The sequence below is a fragment of the Methylotenera sp. genome (assembly GCF_030653755.1).
Classification (GTDB): domain Bacteria; phylum Pseudomonadota; class Gammaproteobacteria; order Burkholderiales; family Methylophilaceae; genus Methylotenera.
This window is the reverse complement of sequence record NZ_JAURYU010000045.1, coordinates 311656-326892: the sequence shown is the minus strand read 5'-3', so window position 1 is coordinate 326892 and position 15237 is coordinate 311656. Positions and strand designations below refer to the sequence as shown.

At 41.5% G+C, this 15237-nt stretch carries 14 protein-coding genes; 6 read left to right on the top strand and 8 right to left on the bottom strand.

The window, feature by feature from the left end; all coding sequences use genetic code 11:
• The first annotated feature begins 607 nt into the window (after positions 1–607).
• The 4 genes from Q7U33_RS09615 to Q7U33_RS09600 all read left to right on the top strand — a co-directional run bounded on the left by Q7U33_RS09615 (position 608) and on the right by Q7U33_RS09600 (position 4213).
• Positions 608–1525 carry a quinoprotein dehydrogenase-associated putative ABC transporter substrate-binding protein gene (locus Q7U33_RS09615; protein ID WP_304860185.1) on the top strand — a complete coding sequence of 306 codons (918 nt, stop codon included), beginning with the start codon at positions 608–610 and terminating at the stop codon, positions 1523–1525.
• Positions 1526–1656: 131 nt separating this feature from the next.
• Positions 1657–2160 (top strand): cytochrome c, encoded by a 504-nt coding sequence (locus Q7U33_RS09610; RefSeq protein ID WP_304860182.1) that lies wholly within the window; start codon positions 1657–1659, stop codon positions 2158–2160.
• Between the two features lie 102 nt (positions 2161–2262).
• The gene (locus tag Q7U33_RS09605; RefSeq protein ID WP_304860211.1) at positions 2263–2787 is read left to right on the top strand and encodes a cytochrome c; all 525 of its coding nucleotides are present in this window, start codon (positions 2263–2265) and stop codon (positions 2785–2787) included.
• An 88-nt stretch (positions 2788–2875) separates the two neighbouring features.
• Positions 2876–4213, top strand: coding sequence for an NAD(P)/FAD-dependent oxidoreductase (locus Q7U33_RS09600; protein ID WP_304860180.1), 1338 nt, complete (start codon positions 2876–2878; stop codon positions 4211–4213).
• 89 nt (positions 4214–4302) lie between these two features.
• Here the strand turns inward: Q7U33_RS09600 and lplT are convergent, their stop codons facing one another.
• The 8 genes from lplT to moaA all read right to left on the bottom strand — a co-directional run bounded on the left by lplT (position 4303) and on the right by moaA (position 13116).
• Complete coding sequence (gene lplT, locus Q7U33_RS09595) at positions 4303–5463, bottom strand: lysophospholipid transporter LplT (protein WP_304860209.1); 1161 nt, start codon at positions 5461–5463, stop codon at positions 4303–4305.
• A gap of 72 nt (positions 5464–5535) precedes the next feature.
• The gene (locus Q7U33_RS09590) at positions 5536–6933 is read right to left on the bottom strand and encodes a PhoH family protein (protein ID WP_304860178.1); all 1398 of its coding nucleotides are present in this window, start codon (positions 6931–6933) and stop codon (positions 5536–5538) included.
• 182 nt (positions 6934–7115) lie between these two features.
• Positions 7116–7571: a peroxiredoxin gene (locus Q7U33_RS09585; RefSeq protein ID WP_304860175.1), complete on the bottom strand. Its 456-nt coding sequence runs from the start codon at positions 7569–7571 to the stop codon at positions 7116–7118.
• Between the two features lie 122 nt (positions 7572–7693).
• The gene (locus tag Q7U33_RS09580; protein WP_304860174.1) at positions 7694–9184 is read right to left on the bottom strand and encodes an ATP-binding protein; all 1491 of its coding nucleotides are present in this window, start codon (positions 9182–9184) and stop codon (positions 7694–7696) included.
• A gap of 18 nt (positions 9185–9202) precedes the next feature.
• Positions 9203–9838 (bottom strand): energy transducer TonB, encoded by a 636-nt coding sequence (locus Q7U33_RS09575; protein ID WP_304860173.1) that lies wholly within the window; start codon positions 9836–9838, stop codon positions 9203–9205.
• 269 nt (positions 9839–10107) lie between these two features.
• Positions 10108–11382 (bottom strand): gephyrin-like molybdotransferase Glp, encoded by a 1275-nt coding sequence (glp, locus tag Q7U33_RS09570; protein WP_304860170.1) that lies wholly within the window; start codon positions 11380–11382, stop codon positions 10108–10110.
• A gap of 136 nt (positions 11383–11518) precedes the next feature.
• Positions 11519–12094, bottom strand: coding sequence for a molybdenum cofactor guanylyltransferase MobA (gene mobA / locus Q7U33_RS09565; RefSeq protein ID WP_304860168.1), 576 nt, complete (start codon positions 12092–12094; stop codon positions 11519–11521).
• Complete coding sequence (gene moaA, locus Q7U33_RS09560; protein ID WP_304860166.1) at positions 12094–13116, bottom strand: GTP 3',8-cyclase MoaA; 1023 nt, start codon at positions 13114–13116, stop codon at positions 12094–12096. Before moaA ends, mobA begins: the two co-directional genes overlap by 1 nt.
• Before the next feature lie 87 nt (positions 13117–13203).
• On the opposite strand from moaA, the gene Q7U33_RS09555 reads away from it, so the two are divergent.
• Both Q7U33_RS09555 and Q7U33_RS09550 read left to right on the top strand, forming a co-directional pair.
• Positions 13204–13683 carry a formate dehydrogenase subunit gamma gene (locus Q7U33_RS09555; protein WP_304860164.1) on the top strand — a complete coding sequence of 160 codons (480 nt, stop codon included), beginning with the start codon at positions 13204–13206 and terminating at the stop codon, positions 13681–13683.
• Positions 13680–15233, top strand: a complete 1554-nt coding sequence (locus Q7U33_RS09550; protein WP_304860161.1) for an NADH-quinone oxidoreductase subunit NuoF — start codon at positions 13680–13682, stop codon at positions 15231–15233. The genes Q7U33_RS09555 and Q7U33_RS09550 overlap by 4 nt, the downstream gene beginning before the upstream one ends.
• The last annotated feature ends 4 nt before the right edge of the window (positions 15234–15237 follow it).

The following is a 15237-nucleotide window of genomic DNA, read 5'->3' as shown; positions in this document are numbered from 1 at the left end:
GCTATCAGGTATCGGTGGCTGGGCTGGTGTAGCGATGAACCTTGGTATGACTAACCCAACAGACGCTTTAGGTGCTGCTGGTGGTTATGCAGAATTAGTTAAATACAACGCTGCTCCTGGCGGCGGTGCATTGAACGTATTCAGCCTATAATTGATTGTTGAAAAACAATAAAATTATTAGCTAATATTGTAAGCTAGTACTAAATGTAGTAAATAAAAACACCCCGATTCGTCGGGGTGTTTTTTTATTGATTGAGTGAATATAAGTAAATATCTAAGTAATTATCAATCAACCAACCAATGTGGTATTTGCATAAGTAAAATTCAAGAAATCTTAAATCTCACAAAACTTTTGTGAGTTAATCTAAATTGTTTCAGCATGTCGGTTTGTTTGTGACTTTTTAAGCGAATTTTTGTGTGGTAGCGGTAAGAGAAATTAATCATGATTTGAGCAAAATTCATGAAAATCCGCTATTTCATGACGGAGCTATCCTGTATAGTGAAATGTCGATTTTGTAGGGATTAATAGGTAGAACTTTTGATTAAGTTAATACTCTATAAGTTAGCGCGGTGAAGCTTAGGCCGCATTTTATGATAAGGAATAAAAATGTTAAAAAGAATGAAATTGCTTGGTCTTTTCATGGGTTTTCTTACTGTAGGAAATGTACAGGCTGAAGATTATTACTCTTCTGGCAGAGCTGGTGAAGTGCAACGTGTAGATGATGGTACAGAATTTAAAGTCTGTGCAGACCAAGACAACTTACCCTATTCAAATAGCAAGTTAGAAGGGTTTGAAAACAAAATCGCAGAGGTGTTAGCGCAAGATTTAAATAAGAAGCTTGCTTATACATTTTGGTACGACAGAATGGGCTTTATCAGAAATACTTTGAGTGCAAAAAAATGTGATGTGATTATGGGTACAACATCAGACTATGATGCATTGAGAACCTCAAAACCTTATTACCGTGCTGGCCATGTGTTTATTTACAAAAAAAGTAGCGGTATGAAAATTACAGACTGGGATAGTCCTGATCTTAAGAAGTCGACGATTGGTATCGTAGGGCAGAGTCCAGCTACGATCGCGTTAAATGATTATGGTTTGATGCCTAATGCAAGACCGTATCGTATGCAACGTGATTTGAACTTACCACCAAGTTATTTAATTGATGATTTGTTAGCAGGTGAAATTGATGTTGCAATTATGTGGGGTCCAATTGGCGGGTATTTCGCTAAGCAATCAAAAGAGCCATTAGAAGTGGTGATGGTGCCAGATTACGAGTTAGTTAATGCTAAAGGTAAAACTAATTGGAATATTTCAATTGGTGTGCGTAAATCAGATAAAGAGCGTTTAGCGATGATCGAAGGTGCGCTAGAAAGAAATAAAGACAAAATTAACAAAATTCTTGATGATTATGGCATTCCACACATGCCAGTTGTTGACGGCGATAGTATTATGAAAGTTTATCGTAAAGGAAAAGATGTTAATCGTGAAACACGCGGTGACGCAATCCCAAAAACAGAGTAAAATGTGCGCTTATTTTGCGTTGTTGAGTCAACCGATATATAAATAACTGCGTTAAATGAATATACGTTGACCAAATGCGCTTAGCATAAATAAACGTGACTCATTTTATGTGAATTAAATTAGGAGATAACATGTTAGGCAATAAAACTTTAGCGTCAACATTATTAGTTTCTATGTTGGCATTAACAGGTTTGGTATCTGTGAATGTGCAGGCTGCAGACATTAACCTAGTAGCAACGCAAGATGGTGCACCTTTAAATATTAAAAAAGATCTATTTGATACACCAGAAGCAAAAGAATTTTTAGCAACAGGTAAAAATCCATACGTAGGCAACGAAGTCGCTATTAAAGCAGGTAAAAAGAAATTTAACCTGTACTCATGTAATGCATGTCATGGTGGTCATGGTGAAGGTGCTATTGCTCCAGGTTTGACAGGTTCTACAATGAAGTACGCTAAAAATCTAACAAACAAAGGTATGTTTGAAACGATTTGGCACGGCACTAACGGTGGTATGGGTGCTAAAGGTTTAGGTTTAATGGTTCCAGAAGATCCAACAGAAGGTTTGAAACCAGATGATTTGTTAAAAGTCATTGCGTTTATTCGTAGCAACAGCAAAATTACAGGTAACGAATAATTAGTTGTGTTTATGAAATAAAAAACGGTCGCGATTGCGACCGTTTTTTATTACGGCATAAATGCGTTATTATTAAACTTTTTATAATAGATAGAGTGAATGATGAATAAACTTTTATTTCTAGTTGCTATCATCGCAACGCTAGTTGCATGTGGTCAAGACTCTGGCTCTAATGGGGAAGCTGCTAAAGCTGAATCTGGTGCAGATATCAAAATGATTGATTTGGTAACAACACAGGATGGTTCGCCATTGAAAATAGACGCAAAACTATTCGATACACCTGCGGCAAAAGAGTTTATTTCAACTGGTAAAAACCCATATATTGGTGTTGAATCTGAAATATTGGCGGGTAAAAAGAAATTTAACTTATATTCTTGCGTGGCTTGTCACGGAGGTCACGGTGAAGGTGCTGTTGCTCCAGGATTGCAAGGCCCAAACTTTAAATATGCTAAAAATGCAACTAATAAGGGTATGTTTGAAACTATTTGGCACGGCACAAACGGTGGTATGGGCGCTAAAGGTTTTGGTCTGATGCAGGCTGATCCACCAGATGGTTTAACTGTAGATGAAACATTAAAAGTTATCGCGTGGATTCGCAGTAATTCAACGGTTACTGGAAACGAGTAAGTTATAGCTAGATGTAAAAACGCTTACTGAACTTCAGTAAGCGTTTTTCGTTTTTAGCGTTTAATATTAGTAATTGTAGGAGTGCGCAATGGGTAAAATGGGAGCAGAGCAGTTGCATCAAATCGTCATTGTGGGTGGTGGAGCTGGCGGATTAGAGTTAGCAACCAAATTAGGTGATAGTTTGGGACGCAAGGGTAAAGCATTGATTACTCTGATTGATAAATCAAAGACACATGTTTGGAAACCATTGTTGCATGAAATTGCGGCTGGTAGCATGAACCCAGAAAAGCATGAGCTTGTATATTTAGCACAGGCACATTGGCACCATTTTAAATTCCGGCTTGGTAGTATGGATAGTCTAGATAGGGCTAAAAAAGAAATTTCAATTGCGCCTAATTATGATGAGGATGGCATTGAAGTAATCCCACGTCGCACGATCAAATACGACACTTTAGTGATTGCCGTAGGCAGTACGACAAATGACTTTGGTGTGAAAGGTGCTCGCGAACATTCAATTGCACTAGATACGCAAGATCAAGCTGAAAAGTTTCATAGACGTTTGCACAATGCATTATTGCGAGCACAAACACAGCCTGAACCAGTGCAGGCAGGACAGTTAGAAGTGGTCATTGTTGGAGCTGGTGCAACAGGCGTTGAGCTTTCAGCTGAGTTGCATAATACGACGCGAGAATTAGCTGCTTATGGTCTTGATAAGATTGACCCTGACCGTGATGTGAAAATCTCTTTAATTGAGGCTAGCGATCGAGTATTGCCAGCACTTCCAGCTAAGCTTTCAAATTCAGTAGATCTAGAGCTTAGAAAGTTGCGTGTGCACTTATATATGGGTGAGCGCGTCACTGAGGTTACCAGCAAAGGTGTACAAACACATAGTGGCCGTTTTATTCCATCGGCATTGGTAGTTTGGGCAGCAGGTATCAAAGCGCCAGATTTTTTGAGCGGAATTGATGGTTTAGAAACTAATAGAATAAACCAACTAGTCGTTAAGCCTAGTTTACAAACGACATTAGATGACAATATCTTTGCTTTTGGGGATTGTGCAGCATGCCCATGGGTTGGGCATGGTCAAGATGCAACCGTACCGCCGCGTGCACAGTCTGCACATCAGCAGGCAAGTATGCTAGTTAAAACATTAAAATACCGAGTGGCTGGCAAAACAGATTTGCCAGAGTTCACTTACCGGGACTATGGCTCGCTTGTTAATTTAGGTAGCTACACTACCGTTGGTAATTTGATGGGGGCACTATCAGGTGGTAGTTTGTTTATTGAAGGCTTGATTGCACGTACGATGTATCAATCTCTCTATAAGCTACATTTGATGGCGTTGCACGGGTTCTGGAGCATGGCGTTACAGACGCTTGCTAGAATGATAGCGAGGCGTACAGAGGCGCATGTAAAACTGCATTAATTAAGCTGAATAAGTAACACACTGATAAAACGGATGAGCGGATAACTCCCTCATCCGTTTTTATTTGTATATTAAGAATAATTTTGTGACTAATTGAGATATCTGTAACGTTTGTTAATGAGCATCATGCAAAGACTCACAAAAACACCAAATACAATCACGATAATATTAATTGAAATCTCAGCTTTTACCATTAATAGGTAGGCACCTAACATTAATAATATGCCGATATGCTCATTGAAATTTTGCACTGCAATTGAGTGACCTGCGCCAATCAATTCGTGTCCACGGTGCTGTAGCAATGCATTTAATGGTACAACAAAGAAGCCAGCTAGTGCACCAATAACAAATAGCAACACTACTGCTAGTTGCCAATGTTGAACAAAAGCCATGGCTACTACAAGTAAGCCCATCATGATGCCAGCAGGTAGTACTTTTGTGGACTCCTCTAACTTGATATAGCGTGCAGCAACCACTGAGCCAGCTGCAATGCCGACAGCAAGTATCGCCATCAATTGGGTGGCTTGTTCTAAACCAAAATTAAGTGCACTTGCTGCCCATGCGATAACTACTAGCCTTAATGTTGCACCAGCTCCCCAGAATAATGTTGTCACTGCTAGTGATACCTGCCCGCGCGTATCTAACCACAATGCTTTAAATGAGTGCCAAAAATCGTAAAGCATAAAGACGGGGTTTTTCTTTGGCAGTTTGTGATCGATAGGCAGTTTAGGAATGTAAATGTTAAATATTGAAGCGACCATGTAAAGCAGAGTGATGATAATCATTGCAAAAGAGGGGTCATGACTTGCCATGCTACCGCCAAGTAGAGCGCCCAGAATGATTGCAATTACAGTAGAGCCTTCCATCCAGCCATTGGCACTGACTAACTTTTCTGGTGGAAGTAGCTCTGTCAAAATGCCATATTTGGCTGGTGAGTATGCGGCTGCACCAATGCCCACAATGCCATAAGCATACAACGGAGGCATGCCTAATAACATAGCAAGGCTACCGATGAACTTAATGGCATTGGCGATAAACATCACACGCCCCTTTGGTAATGCATCAGCAAATGAACCTACAAAGGGGGCTAGTACAATGTAGGAGATCACAAAAAACTGCTGTAGCAATGGTGTATGCCAATCAGGTGAGTTTATCTGGGCAAGTAGTGCAATAGCGGCGAACAGTAGTGCGTTGTCAGCTAAAGCAGATAAAAACTGTGCTGTGAGTAAGGTGTAAAAGCCTTTACACATATGCATTAGAAGTTACCTTTATTGAAGCATACGTGCTGACTGCTGAGCATAAAATTACAACACATCATAAGCCTATAAAATTTCCGCTGCAAAGTCAGCCAGACGAGAGCGTTCACCACGTTGTAGTGTGATATGGCCGTTATGACTCCAGCCTTTAAAACGATCAACCACATAGGTGAGCCCTGAGCTGCCTTCTGTTAAATATGGCGTGTCAATTTGTGCAATGTTGCCTAAACAAACGACTTTTGTACCTGGGCCCGCCCGGGTAATTAGAGTTTTCATTTGTTTTGGTGTTAGGTTTTGCGCTTCATCAATAATTAAAAATTTATTTAAGAAAGTGCGGCCACGCATGAAGTTTAAAGATTTAATCTTGATGCGAGTACGAATTAAATCTTGGGTTGCAGCACGCCCCCAATCGCCAGCCTCTTCATCACTTTTGTTCAGTACATCCAAGTTGTCTTCTAGGGCGCCCATCCATGGCGTCATTTTTTCTTCTTCTGTGCCTGGTAAAAAGCCAATGTCTTCGCCAACTGGAACAGTAACGCGAGTCATGATGATTTCAGAATAGATTTTTTTATCCAGCACTTGGGTCAATGCGGCCGCTAATGTTAATAGTGTTTTACCTGTCCCCGCTTGTCCAAGTAGAGAGACAAAGTCTACTTCAGGATCCATGAGCAAGTTTAGTGCAAAGTTTTGCTCGCGGTTACGTGCAGTGATACCCCATACGTTATGTTTTGGTAATAGATGGTCTCTAACGACTTCTAATACGGCAGTATCTTTCTCAATGCTGCGCACAATAGCATGGAATGGTTTTTCAAATTCGTAATAAACAAATTCATTCACTAGAAAGGTTTTGCAAAGTGGCCCTGTGAGCCTGTAAAACATGCGGCCAGATTCCTGCCACGACTCCATCGCTTTGCTGTGATTGTCCCAAAAGTTTGCAGGCAACTCTACCATGCCGCTGTAGAGAATATCGGTATCTTCTAAGACCTTGTCGTTAAAGTAATCCTCAGCCAACACGCCCATTGCACGCGCTTTAATGCGGATGTTAATATCTTTGCTGACAAGTACGACTTGTCTATTGCTATGTTGTTTTTGTAAGCAAAGTACCACGCTGATGATTTGGTTGTCAGCTTTGCTGCCAGCGAGCCCTGGCAGATCTATATGCAGTTGTGTTGTTTGTAAGAATAAGCGGCCAGTGGCTTGTTTATTTCCGTTAAGTGATAGGGCGCATCCTAGTTCTAGGTTAGTTAAGTCTGTACCAACAATTTCTTCTAAACTACGGCTTACTTGGCGGGCATTACGTGCAACTTCTGTAAGCCCTTTTTTGTTGTTGTCTAGCTCTTCCAATGTAACCATCGGTAGGTAAATGTCATGCTCTTCAAACCTAAACAGAGATGAAGGATCATGCATCAGTACATTCGTATCAAGAACAAATAGTTTGGATTTACCAGTATCTTTTTTAGCCATAAAAGACTTTCTAATAGTAATGAATGTAACGGAGTTGAAGTAAGTTAAACAAAATTTAAGTTAAGTGAAATTTGGGTTGAGAAAAACTTACTAAATGCATATTACTTTACTTTTAAATATTGATATTAAATTGCATGTGCCATACAAGTCTGTTTACCTACATTCGATGGTGGCTATTGAAGCTATAGTGAACTTATAAAGCTTAACACCTCAGTGGCATGACCATCTACCTTAACACCACGCCATTCTCTAATTAAAACGCCATTTGCATCAATAATAAACGTACTACGTTCAATACCTCTTACCTGTTTGCCATACATATTTTTCATTTTGATGACATTAAACAAGGAGCAAGCGACTTCTTCAGTATCTGCTAACAACTCAAAAGGAAAGTTAAATTTTGCTTTAAAGTTTTCATGTGATTTCAGGCTGTCGCGTGAAATGCCAAAAATTTCAGTGTTTTTTGCTTGAAAATCTGCATAAGCATCTCTGAACTGAATGCCTTGCGTTGTACATCCTGGCGTGGAGTCTTTTGGGTAAAAGTAAATAACGAGGTGCTTGCCTATAAAGTCTGAGCGTTGGAATGTTTTTCCGCTAGTTGCGGGTAATTGGAAATCAGGTGCGAGTTGATTAAGCATAAGAAAATTGATCACTGATATGAAACTTACCTACATTGTTGATAAAAAGCCCCATTAAGGCAAGCCTATATCTCATGTAAATGCGAATAATGTTAAAAATATTTGTTTTGTATTCCATGGGCTCATGTTGATACAGAATGATGAAGGTTATTTAGCATTTTAGGCAGAGAGATAATAACCGTGGTTCCACCGCCGTGTCTTGATGTAAATTGAAGAGAGCCTCCTAATACATCGCATACTTTAAATGCAAAAGGAATGCCTATCCCTGTGCCAAAGCGTTTGGTAGTGGGGGCGCTCATGGCGCTGGGGTCGGGTGTGAATGGCATACCACTGCCGCGATCCATTAAGTATAAGTGGAACTCATCCTGGGTGATTTTAAGCGCTACTTCTATGGATGCATTTTTGCTTGATGCATCGATGGCGTTAAGCAGTAAATTATAGATAACCTGCTCTAATAGGTGATGGTCAGTAAAGATTTCGTCATTATTGGTTGTATTAGGTTTGGGCCAGTTCGGTAATGAGAGTTGAATAGATTTTTCAGCGATTTTTTGTTGTAATGGGGTAAGTGCGCCATTCACAATTTCATGTATGTTGGTATAAATTGGCTGAGGTTTTAATGGGTGTAAATACGCTAGTAATGCACCAGTCCAGCGTTCTAGTCTGTCAACTGTGTTAATAATGCCGTTAATTGACTCTTGCGTTTCCGCATTGTTATTAGGGTCATCCATTACTTGCGCAGTAGCGCGGATGCTAGCGAGTGGGTTGCGAATATTGTGGGCTAACATCGGTACCAACAAACCCTGGGCAGCTTGCTTTTCGGTACGAATCAAATTCTCTTGGCTATTTAGTAGCTTATCAGCCATTTCGTTAACAGCTTTAGATAAAGAAGCTAACTCTTCAATATTTTCATCAGGTGCTTTGTGCGTTAGATTGCCTGCACTGATTTCAGTGGTGGCGTGTAATAGACCTTCAATCGGCCTCACGATTGAGCGTTTCAGGAACACGCGTGAGAATAGCAAAAGTAAAATTGCCAGTAACAGTGGTGTAAATAGTAAATAATTGGATTTACGTTTACTGTTTTTAAGTTGTGTATCTAATTCAACTTGTTTTAGATTTAATAGTTGCTCAGTGCTTGCTAGCAAAGATTCATAGCGGTTAAATAAACCCGCCTCTAAATCAGTATTGAGTATTTTTTTAAGGTCGTCACTACTAAGGTGCGCATTTTGATCAAATAGTGCAGACGTCTCAGAAACAAACGCCTGATAGCCAGCATGTAAATCACGAATTGCCATTTTTTCTGCTTCACCAACTGCCAATAATTGTAGTTGTTTAAAATGGCTCTCTACAGTGCGAGTAAATTCGTTATATTCAGCACGCGCTTCTGGGTCGTCTAAAAAGTAAGCGTCAAACAGTTCTTTCAATTGACGGTATAAGTCACCGCGTGTTTGCTGCATTTCTTGAACAAGTGAGTTAATACGATTAGATTCTTGAGTAGATTGGTCTTGAAGTTGAATCCCTATTGCACCAATTGAAGCTACTAAAAAAATGAGTAATATAAAAGCAAGCTCATGGATGAGTAAAAGGTCTTTAAGAGAGGTCTTTTTTTTAGCCACGGCAGTGTTTTTTGATGCTTATTCGAGCTTAAATGGTACAGGAACGGTAATGGTAAAGTTACTATTCCGTAATGCTTCTGGCGGTGTGGGGAATGGTAAGGCTCTCTCTACCATTTCAAGTGCTTGCTTATCTAGCACTTCATAACCACTAGATTGAGTGATTCTTTTTGATTTAATCTTGCCTGTGCCATCAAGTTCAAGCTCAATAATTGTTTCACCTTGCCAGCCGCGCATTTGTGCAATTTTAGGGTACTTTTTATGTTTGCTGATAGCACTCCATAGCGCGTTGCCATATCGACCCGTTGCATTGTCAATATCTACTTGGCTAGGCTTTGGAGTTGTTTCTTTAACTGGGTCGGCGGCGGGCACTGTCTGTGTCGGCAAAGTGCGCTCAGGTGAAGGTTTTACCGCAATGACTTCTTGTTGAGGAGCAATCGGTGGTGTTTCGACTACAGGCTGAACTTCCTGAACAATCGGGCTAGGAGTCTCTTTAATAATAGGTTTTGGTTCGGGCTTTAGTTTGGGTTTAATTTGAGGCTTTACTACCTCGGCTGGCGGCTGTATTGGTTCTGGCTGTGCTGGAGGAGGTGGTTCTGCTTTTTTAACCAGCTGGACTTCTAAAACTTCAGGCGCTTTAATATCGTCAAATTTCATATTTGGGATGATAAGCGCGAGTAAACCATGCAACAGTACTGAGCAAATAATAGCCCATACGATTGTATATTCCTTTGATGAGGGTTGGATTACAGCTGAATTCAAAGAGAAAAAAGACCTAGTGAGTAGAGTTTGATTTAAAAATGACACGAAATTATACAACAAGCCGCCTTGATTGCTAGTGTGCTGTTTTGATTGATCGCAAATTGTCTATTATTCACCTTATTTATATTCTTTATAACGCCTACTAATTTAAGTAAAACATGACGTTAAACAATACCATCTAGCACTTGTACTTGCACCATCGCCCCAGCGTCTAGGTTGCCAACAGCTTCATCTAACACAATAAAGCAATTAGCTAATGACATAGAGCTTAATAGTGCAGAACCCTGCGCCCCTGTTGGTTTTACACGCCAAATACCGTCAGTGTCAGTGAACAATATTCCACGTTGAAACTCTGTGCGGCCAGTCATCTTTTTAATTGCCTGCGTGCACTGTACTTGAAATATAGGCAAAGGCACAGGGCTTGATTGCCCCATTAGCCTTAACAAAGCATCACGCACAAACTGATAAAACGTCACCATCACAGCAACAGGATTACCAGGTAAGCCAAAATAATGCGCATTACCCACCTTGCCATAGGCAAGTGGTCTCCCAGGCTTCATGGCGACTTTCCAAAACATCACTTGCCCATGTTTCGCGAGTAACAGCTTCATATAATCAGCCTCACCCACAGAAACACCTCCGCTTGTGATGACAACATCGGCTTGTGCTGCGGCACTGAGTAAAGTCTCTTCAAGCAGCACAGGGTCATCTGCAATGGCGCCCATATCAATCACCTCTACACCAAGCCGAGCTAACATGCCAAATAGCGTGTAACGGTTGCTATCGTAAACTTGCCCAGTTTGCAGTGGCTTCCCCACGCCTACTAGTTCATCACCAGTAGAAAAAAACGCCACTTTTAACTTACGATAGGCCTGCACCTCTGCAATCCCTAATGATGCAATTAAGCCTAAGTCTGCTGGGCGCATTAGGTGCCCTGTTGCAAGCGCGGCTTGCCCCAGCTTTAAATCCTCGCCTGCATAGCGTACATTCGCATGCGGTTTAGGCGCTTCGCTCATGTTGATAAACTCACCATCAACCACTACTTTTTCTTGCACAACAACCGTATCTGTTCCTTTAGGCATCAAGGCGCCAGTCATGATTCTGACACACTGCCCATTTTCCACTACGCCATCAAATGCCTTCCCAGCAAATGCAGTGCCCACCACCAATAGCCGTGAGGTAGCAATATCACTCGCTTTAAGTGCATAGCCATCCATCGCCGAGTTATCGTAATTTGGCACGTTAGCTGGCGATGTAATATCTGCCGCCAACACACGCCCCAAACTCTCGCGCAACGCGAGTGTTTCAGACGCAGAAACAGGATCTAAAAACTGCTGAATAAATTCACGCGCTTTAGTGACAGGCATTGCATTAGGGTCGTAATCATCCATGCAGCTAGGGTTGTTGGCAAAAGTTTTTAGTGTGGTTTCTTTATTCATTGGATATGAAATTTAGTATTTATAGATGTTGATAATAATCGTTAGTTTACTATGATAGATTAGATTAATTTCATCAAGAGTAATTCTGTATAAGCATCATCTGTCTATGGCTCTGGAGCATGGAGGGAGCTTTAACTCATTTTGACTCTAGCTTGGTAATGTCTTGTTGGCTGTTTAAGTTTTCAAATCCGACATGGTCGTTACCGAAGTCTACTTCCATATATTTTTGACTTTTCTGCCATGCGCTCACCTTTCTATTACCCTCCGCTAAAAAACTTTCTAAGCTAGGGAGTAGTGATTTTTTGCACAAACAAAATACAGGGTGGGTATTGCCGTTGCATGTGGCAACTGCGATGTCGGCGCTATCTTTAATTAGCGCTGTTTTGAGTTGTTGCACTAAGTTATCTGGCAGCAATGGTGAGTCGCAAGGTACGCAAAGTACTAGGTCATTTTTAGCATATTTTAGGCCGAGTAATATACCTGCGAGGGGGCCTGGGTAATCTATGATTTCATCTTGCAATACTTGGTAGCCAAATGTGGTGTATTGCGCTATTTCTCGATTGGCGTTAATGATAATTTCATCGACTTGTGGGGTCAGTCTTGAAATAACGTGATCAATCAGTGGTTTGGATTTAAATTGAACTAGGCCTTTATCAACGCCGCCCATACGTGTGGCACGTCCACCTGCAAGTATGATGGCAGAGACAGACATTAACCACCTGTGTGTGACATGAATCTAACGACGGCGGGTTTTGCACGTTGTATGTCAAAGTCATGCCCCTTAGGTTTAATTGACATGCTATCGACAATGGCTTGAATGAGTGGCTGGTCGTTATCAGGATTATTGCGCAGAAGGGGCATTAAATCCACTTTGCTGTCCTGCCCTAAGCATAGGTATAGTTCGCCCTTGCAGGTGATGCGTACGCGATTGCAAGCCTCACAGAAGTTGTGTGAGTGTGGTGAGATAAAACCGATTTTTGTTTTGCTATTGGCTACCTGCCAGTAACGCGCTGGGCCGCCTGTAGATTCTGTGCTTGCAATCAGTGTGTACTTACTTTGCAATGTTTTTAGGGTATCTGCGTTGCTGACAAAAGTGGAATCTCGAGCATGATTCACTTCGCCTAGCGGCATTTCTTCAATGAAGGAGATGTCAATGGCTTGATCGATTGCGAAATCCACTAAGGTTTGCACTTCATCCTCGTTTGTGCCGCGCATGAGGACGCTGTTAAGCTTGATGTTGTCAAAACCAACTTGCTTGGCTGCCTGTATGCCGCGCAACACTTTATCTAGTTCACCTGTGCGCGTTATTTTTTTAAAGCGCTCACTATTTAAGCTGTCTAAACTAATGTTAATTCGTTTTACACCAGCTTGTTTTAGACCTGCGGCTTGCTTCTCTAATTGGCTGCCGTTTGTAGTGAGTACTAACTCTTTTAGTGTTTCAAGTTTGCCGACTTCTTCAAATAGCCATAGTGCATTTTTGCGCACGAGTGGTTCGCCGCCAGTGATTCGTACCTTTGTAACCCCTAAATTAACAAACACTTTTACTAAGCGAGCGCACTCTTCGAGGCTGAGTACCTCATCGCGTGGTAAGAATGTCATTTCTTCAGCCATGCAGTACGTGCACCGAAAATCACAACGATCTGTAATTGAAAGGCGAATGTAGTCAACCTGACGACCAAATTGGTCTATCAGTTTATTGGGGTAATTAGAGCTTGAATCGGGCACTTTTTCCATCGCAACTTGTCATAATTAGTAACATTTTACATGTATATTATAGTAGCATTATACAATTGTAATAATAGTCGTTTTGGAGACATTAGCTTGCCTGATTCAAACACACCACAAGATATTAATACGGTGATTAATCGTTTAGTTGCCGAACATCAGCATCGTCCTGGCGCATTGCTGCCTTTGTTGCATGCGATTCAAGATAATATTGGATATGTGCCAGAAACTGCGTATCCACAAATATCGAAAGCATTGGCTTTGTCTGTGGCAGAGGTGCATGGCGTAGTGACGTTTTATCACCATTTTAGAACGCACAAGCCTGGTCGTAATGTGATGCATATTTGTCGTGCAGAATCATGTCAGGCAATGGGTAGCGAAGCTTTGGAAGCGCATGCAAAAAAATGTATGAATATTGACTATCACCAAACCACAGAAGATAACGCGATTACGCTAGAGGCTGTGTATTGTTTAGGAAACTGTGCATTATCACCTTCTGTGATGATGAACGATGAGATTTATGGACGTGTGTCTCCATCTGATTTAGATGCATTGATTGCGGAGGCAAAAGCATGACAACAAAAATATATATTCCGCGCGATTCTAGTGCTTTATCCGTGGGTGCTGAAAAAGTGGCTGTTGCTATCGCAACTGAAGCGAAAAATCGTGGTTTGGATGTGGAGATTATTCGCAATGGTTCTCGTGGCCTTTATTGGCTTGAAACCATGGTGGAAGTATTAACCGCTAATGGTCGTGTTGCTTATGGCCCAGTAAAAGTGAAAGACGTACCTTCACTTTTTGATGCGGACTTTATCAACGCAAAACCGCATGCTTTGTGTTTGGGCTTAACAGAAGAAATTGATTGGCTTAAAAAGCAGCAGCGCTTAACGTTTGCGCGTGTTGGTGTGACTGACCCAGTATCATTGGATGATTACCTTGCGCACGATGGTTATAACGGTTTGAAAAATGCACTTAAATTATCTGGTGCAGAAATTGTTAAAACGGTGACTGACTCTGGCTTGCGTGGCCGTGGTGGCGCTGCATTTCCTACTGGTATTAAATGGAACACTGTGTTGGGCTGCGAGTCAGACCAAAAATACATAGTATGTAATGCGGATGAGGGTGACTCAGGTACCTACTCTGATCGTATGATTATGGAAGGCGATCCTTTCGTACTGATTGAAGGCATGACAATTGCTGGTGTTGCTGTAGGTGCAACGCACGGTTATATTTATCTACGTTCAGAATATCCACATGCATTAGTAACACTTAACGAAGCTATTGAAGCTGCGAATAAGGCAGGTTATTTAGGTGAAAATGTTTTAGGTAGCGGTAAAGCCTTCCATCTGGAAGTGCGTCGCGCGGCGGGTGCGTATGTCTGCGGTGAAGAAACTTCATTGTTAGAGAGTTTGGAAGGTAAGCGCGGTTTGGTGCGATTTAAACCACCACTACCAGCGATTGAGGGTTTGTTCGGCAAACCAACTGTAGTGAATAATGTGATTTCACTTGCCTCAGTGCCTATTATTTTAGATAAAGGCGCGCAATTTTATGCTGACTACGGCATGGGGCGCTCACGTGGCACACTGCCAATTCAGCTTGCTGGTAATCTTAAGTACAATGGCTTGGTGGAGTTAGCTTTTGGCGCGACTTTACGTGAGTTGTTATATGACTTTGGCGGCGGCTCCGCGACTGGTAAGCCTATCCGCGCTGTTCAGGTTGGTGGCCCTTTAGGCGCATTTTTACCTGAGAGCCAATTTGATACACCTTTAGATTACGAAGAGTTTACTAAAATTTGGGCGGTGCTCGGTCACGGTGGTATTGTGGCTTTTGATGATACGGTTGATATGTCAAAAATGGCACGTTATGCATTTGAGTTCTGTGCGGTTGAGTCTTGTGGTAAATGTACCCCTTGCCGTATTGGCTCAACACGAGGCGTTGAAGTGATTGATAAAATCAGATCAGGTAAAGACCACGCTAAAAACATTCAGTTAGTACGCGATTTAAGCGACACCATGCTAAATGGTTCATTATGTGCATTAGGCGGCATGACCCCGTATCCTGTACTCAGCGCACTTAATCACTTCCCGCAAGATTTTGGACTACCTGCTGAAACGCAAGCAGGTTAGGAGA

Coding starts and splice junctions, on each gene's coding strand:
- moaA (WP_304860166.1), bottom strand. CDS start 13,116: ATGGAAAAAGTGCCCGATTCAAGCTCTAATTACCCCAATAAACTGATA.
- mobA (WP_304860168.1), bottom strand. CDS start 12,094: ATGTCTGTCTCTGCCATCATACTTGCAGGTGGACGTGCCACACGTATG.
- Q7U33_RS09600 (WP_304860180.1), top strand. CDS start 2,876: ATGGGTAAAATGGGAGCAGAGCAGTTGCATCAAATCGTCATTGTGGGT.
- Q7U33_RS09550 (WP_304860161.1), top strand. CDS start 13,680: ATGACAACAAAAATATATATTCCGCGCGATTCTAGTGCTTTATCCGTG.
- Q7U33_RS09615 (WP_304860185.1), top strand. CDS start 608: ATGTTAAAAAGAATGAAATTGCTTGGTCTTTTCATGGGTTTTCTTACT.
- Q7U33_RS09590 (WP_304860178.1), bottom strand. CDS start 6,933: ATGGCTAAAAAAGATACTGGTAAATCCAAACTATTTGTTCTTGATACG.
- Q7U33_RS09585 (WP_304860175.1), bottom strand. CDS start 7,571: ATGCTTAATCAACTCGCACCTGATTTCCAATTACCCGCAACTAGCGGA.
- Q7U33_RS09575 (WP_304860173.1), bottom strand. CDS start 9,838: ATGAAATTTGACGATATTAAAGCGCCTGAAGTTTTAGAAGTCCAGCTG.
- Q7U33_RS09610 (WP_304860182.1), top strand. CDS start 1,657: ATGTTAGGCAATAAAACTTTAGCGTCAACATTATTAGTTTCTATGTTG.
- Q7U33_RS09605 (WP_304860211.1), top strand. CDS start 2,263: ATGAATAAACTTTTATTTCTAGTTGCTATCATCGCAACGCTAGTTGCA.
- glp (WP_304860170.1), bottom strand. CDS start 11,382: ATGAATAAAGAAACCACACTAAAAACTTTTGCCAACAACCCTAGCTGC.
- lplT (WP_304860209.1), bottom strand. CDS start 5,463: ATGTGTAAAGGCTTTTACACCTTACTCACAGCACAGTTTTTATCTGCT.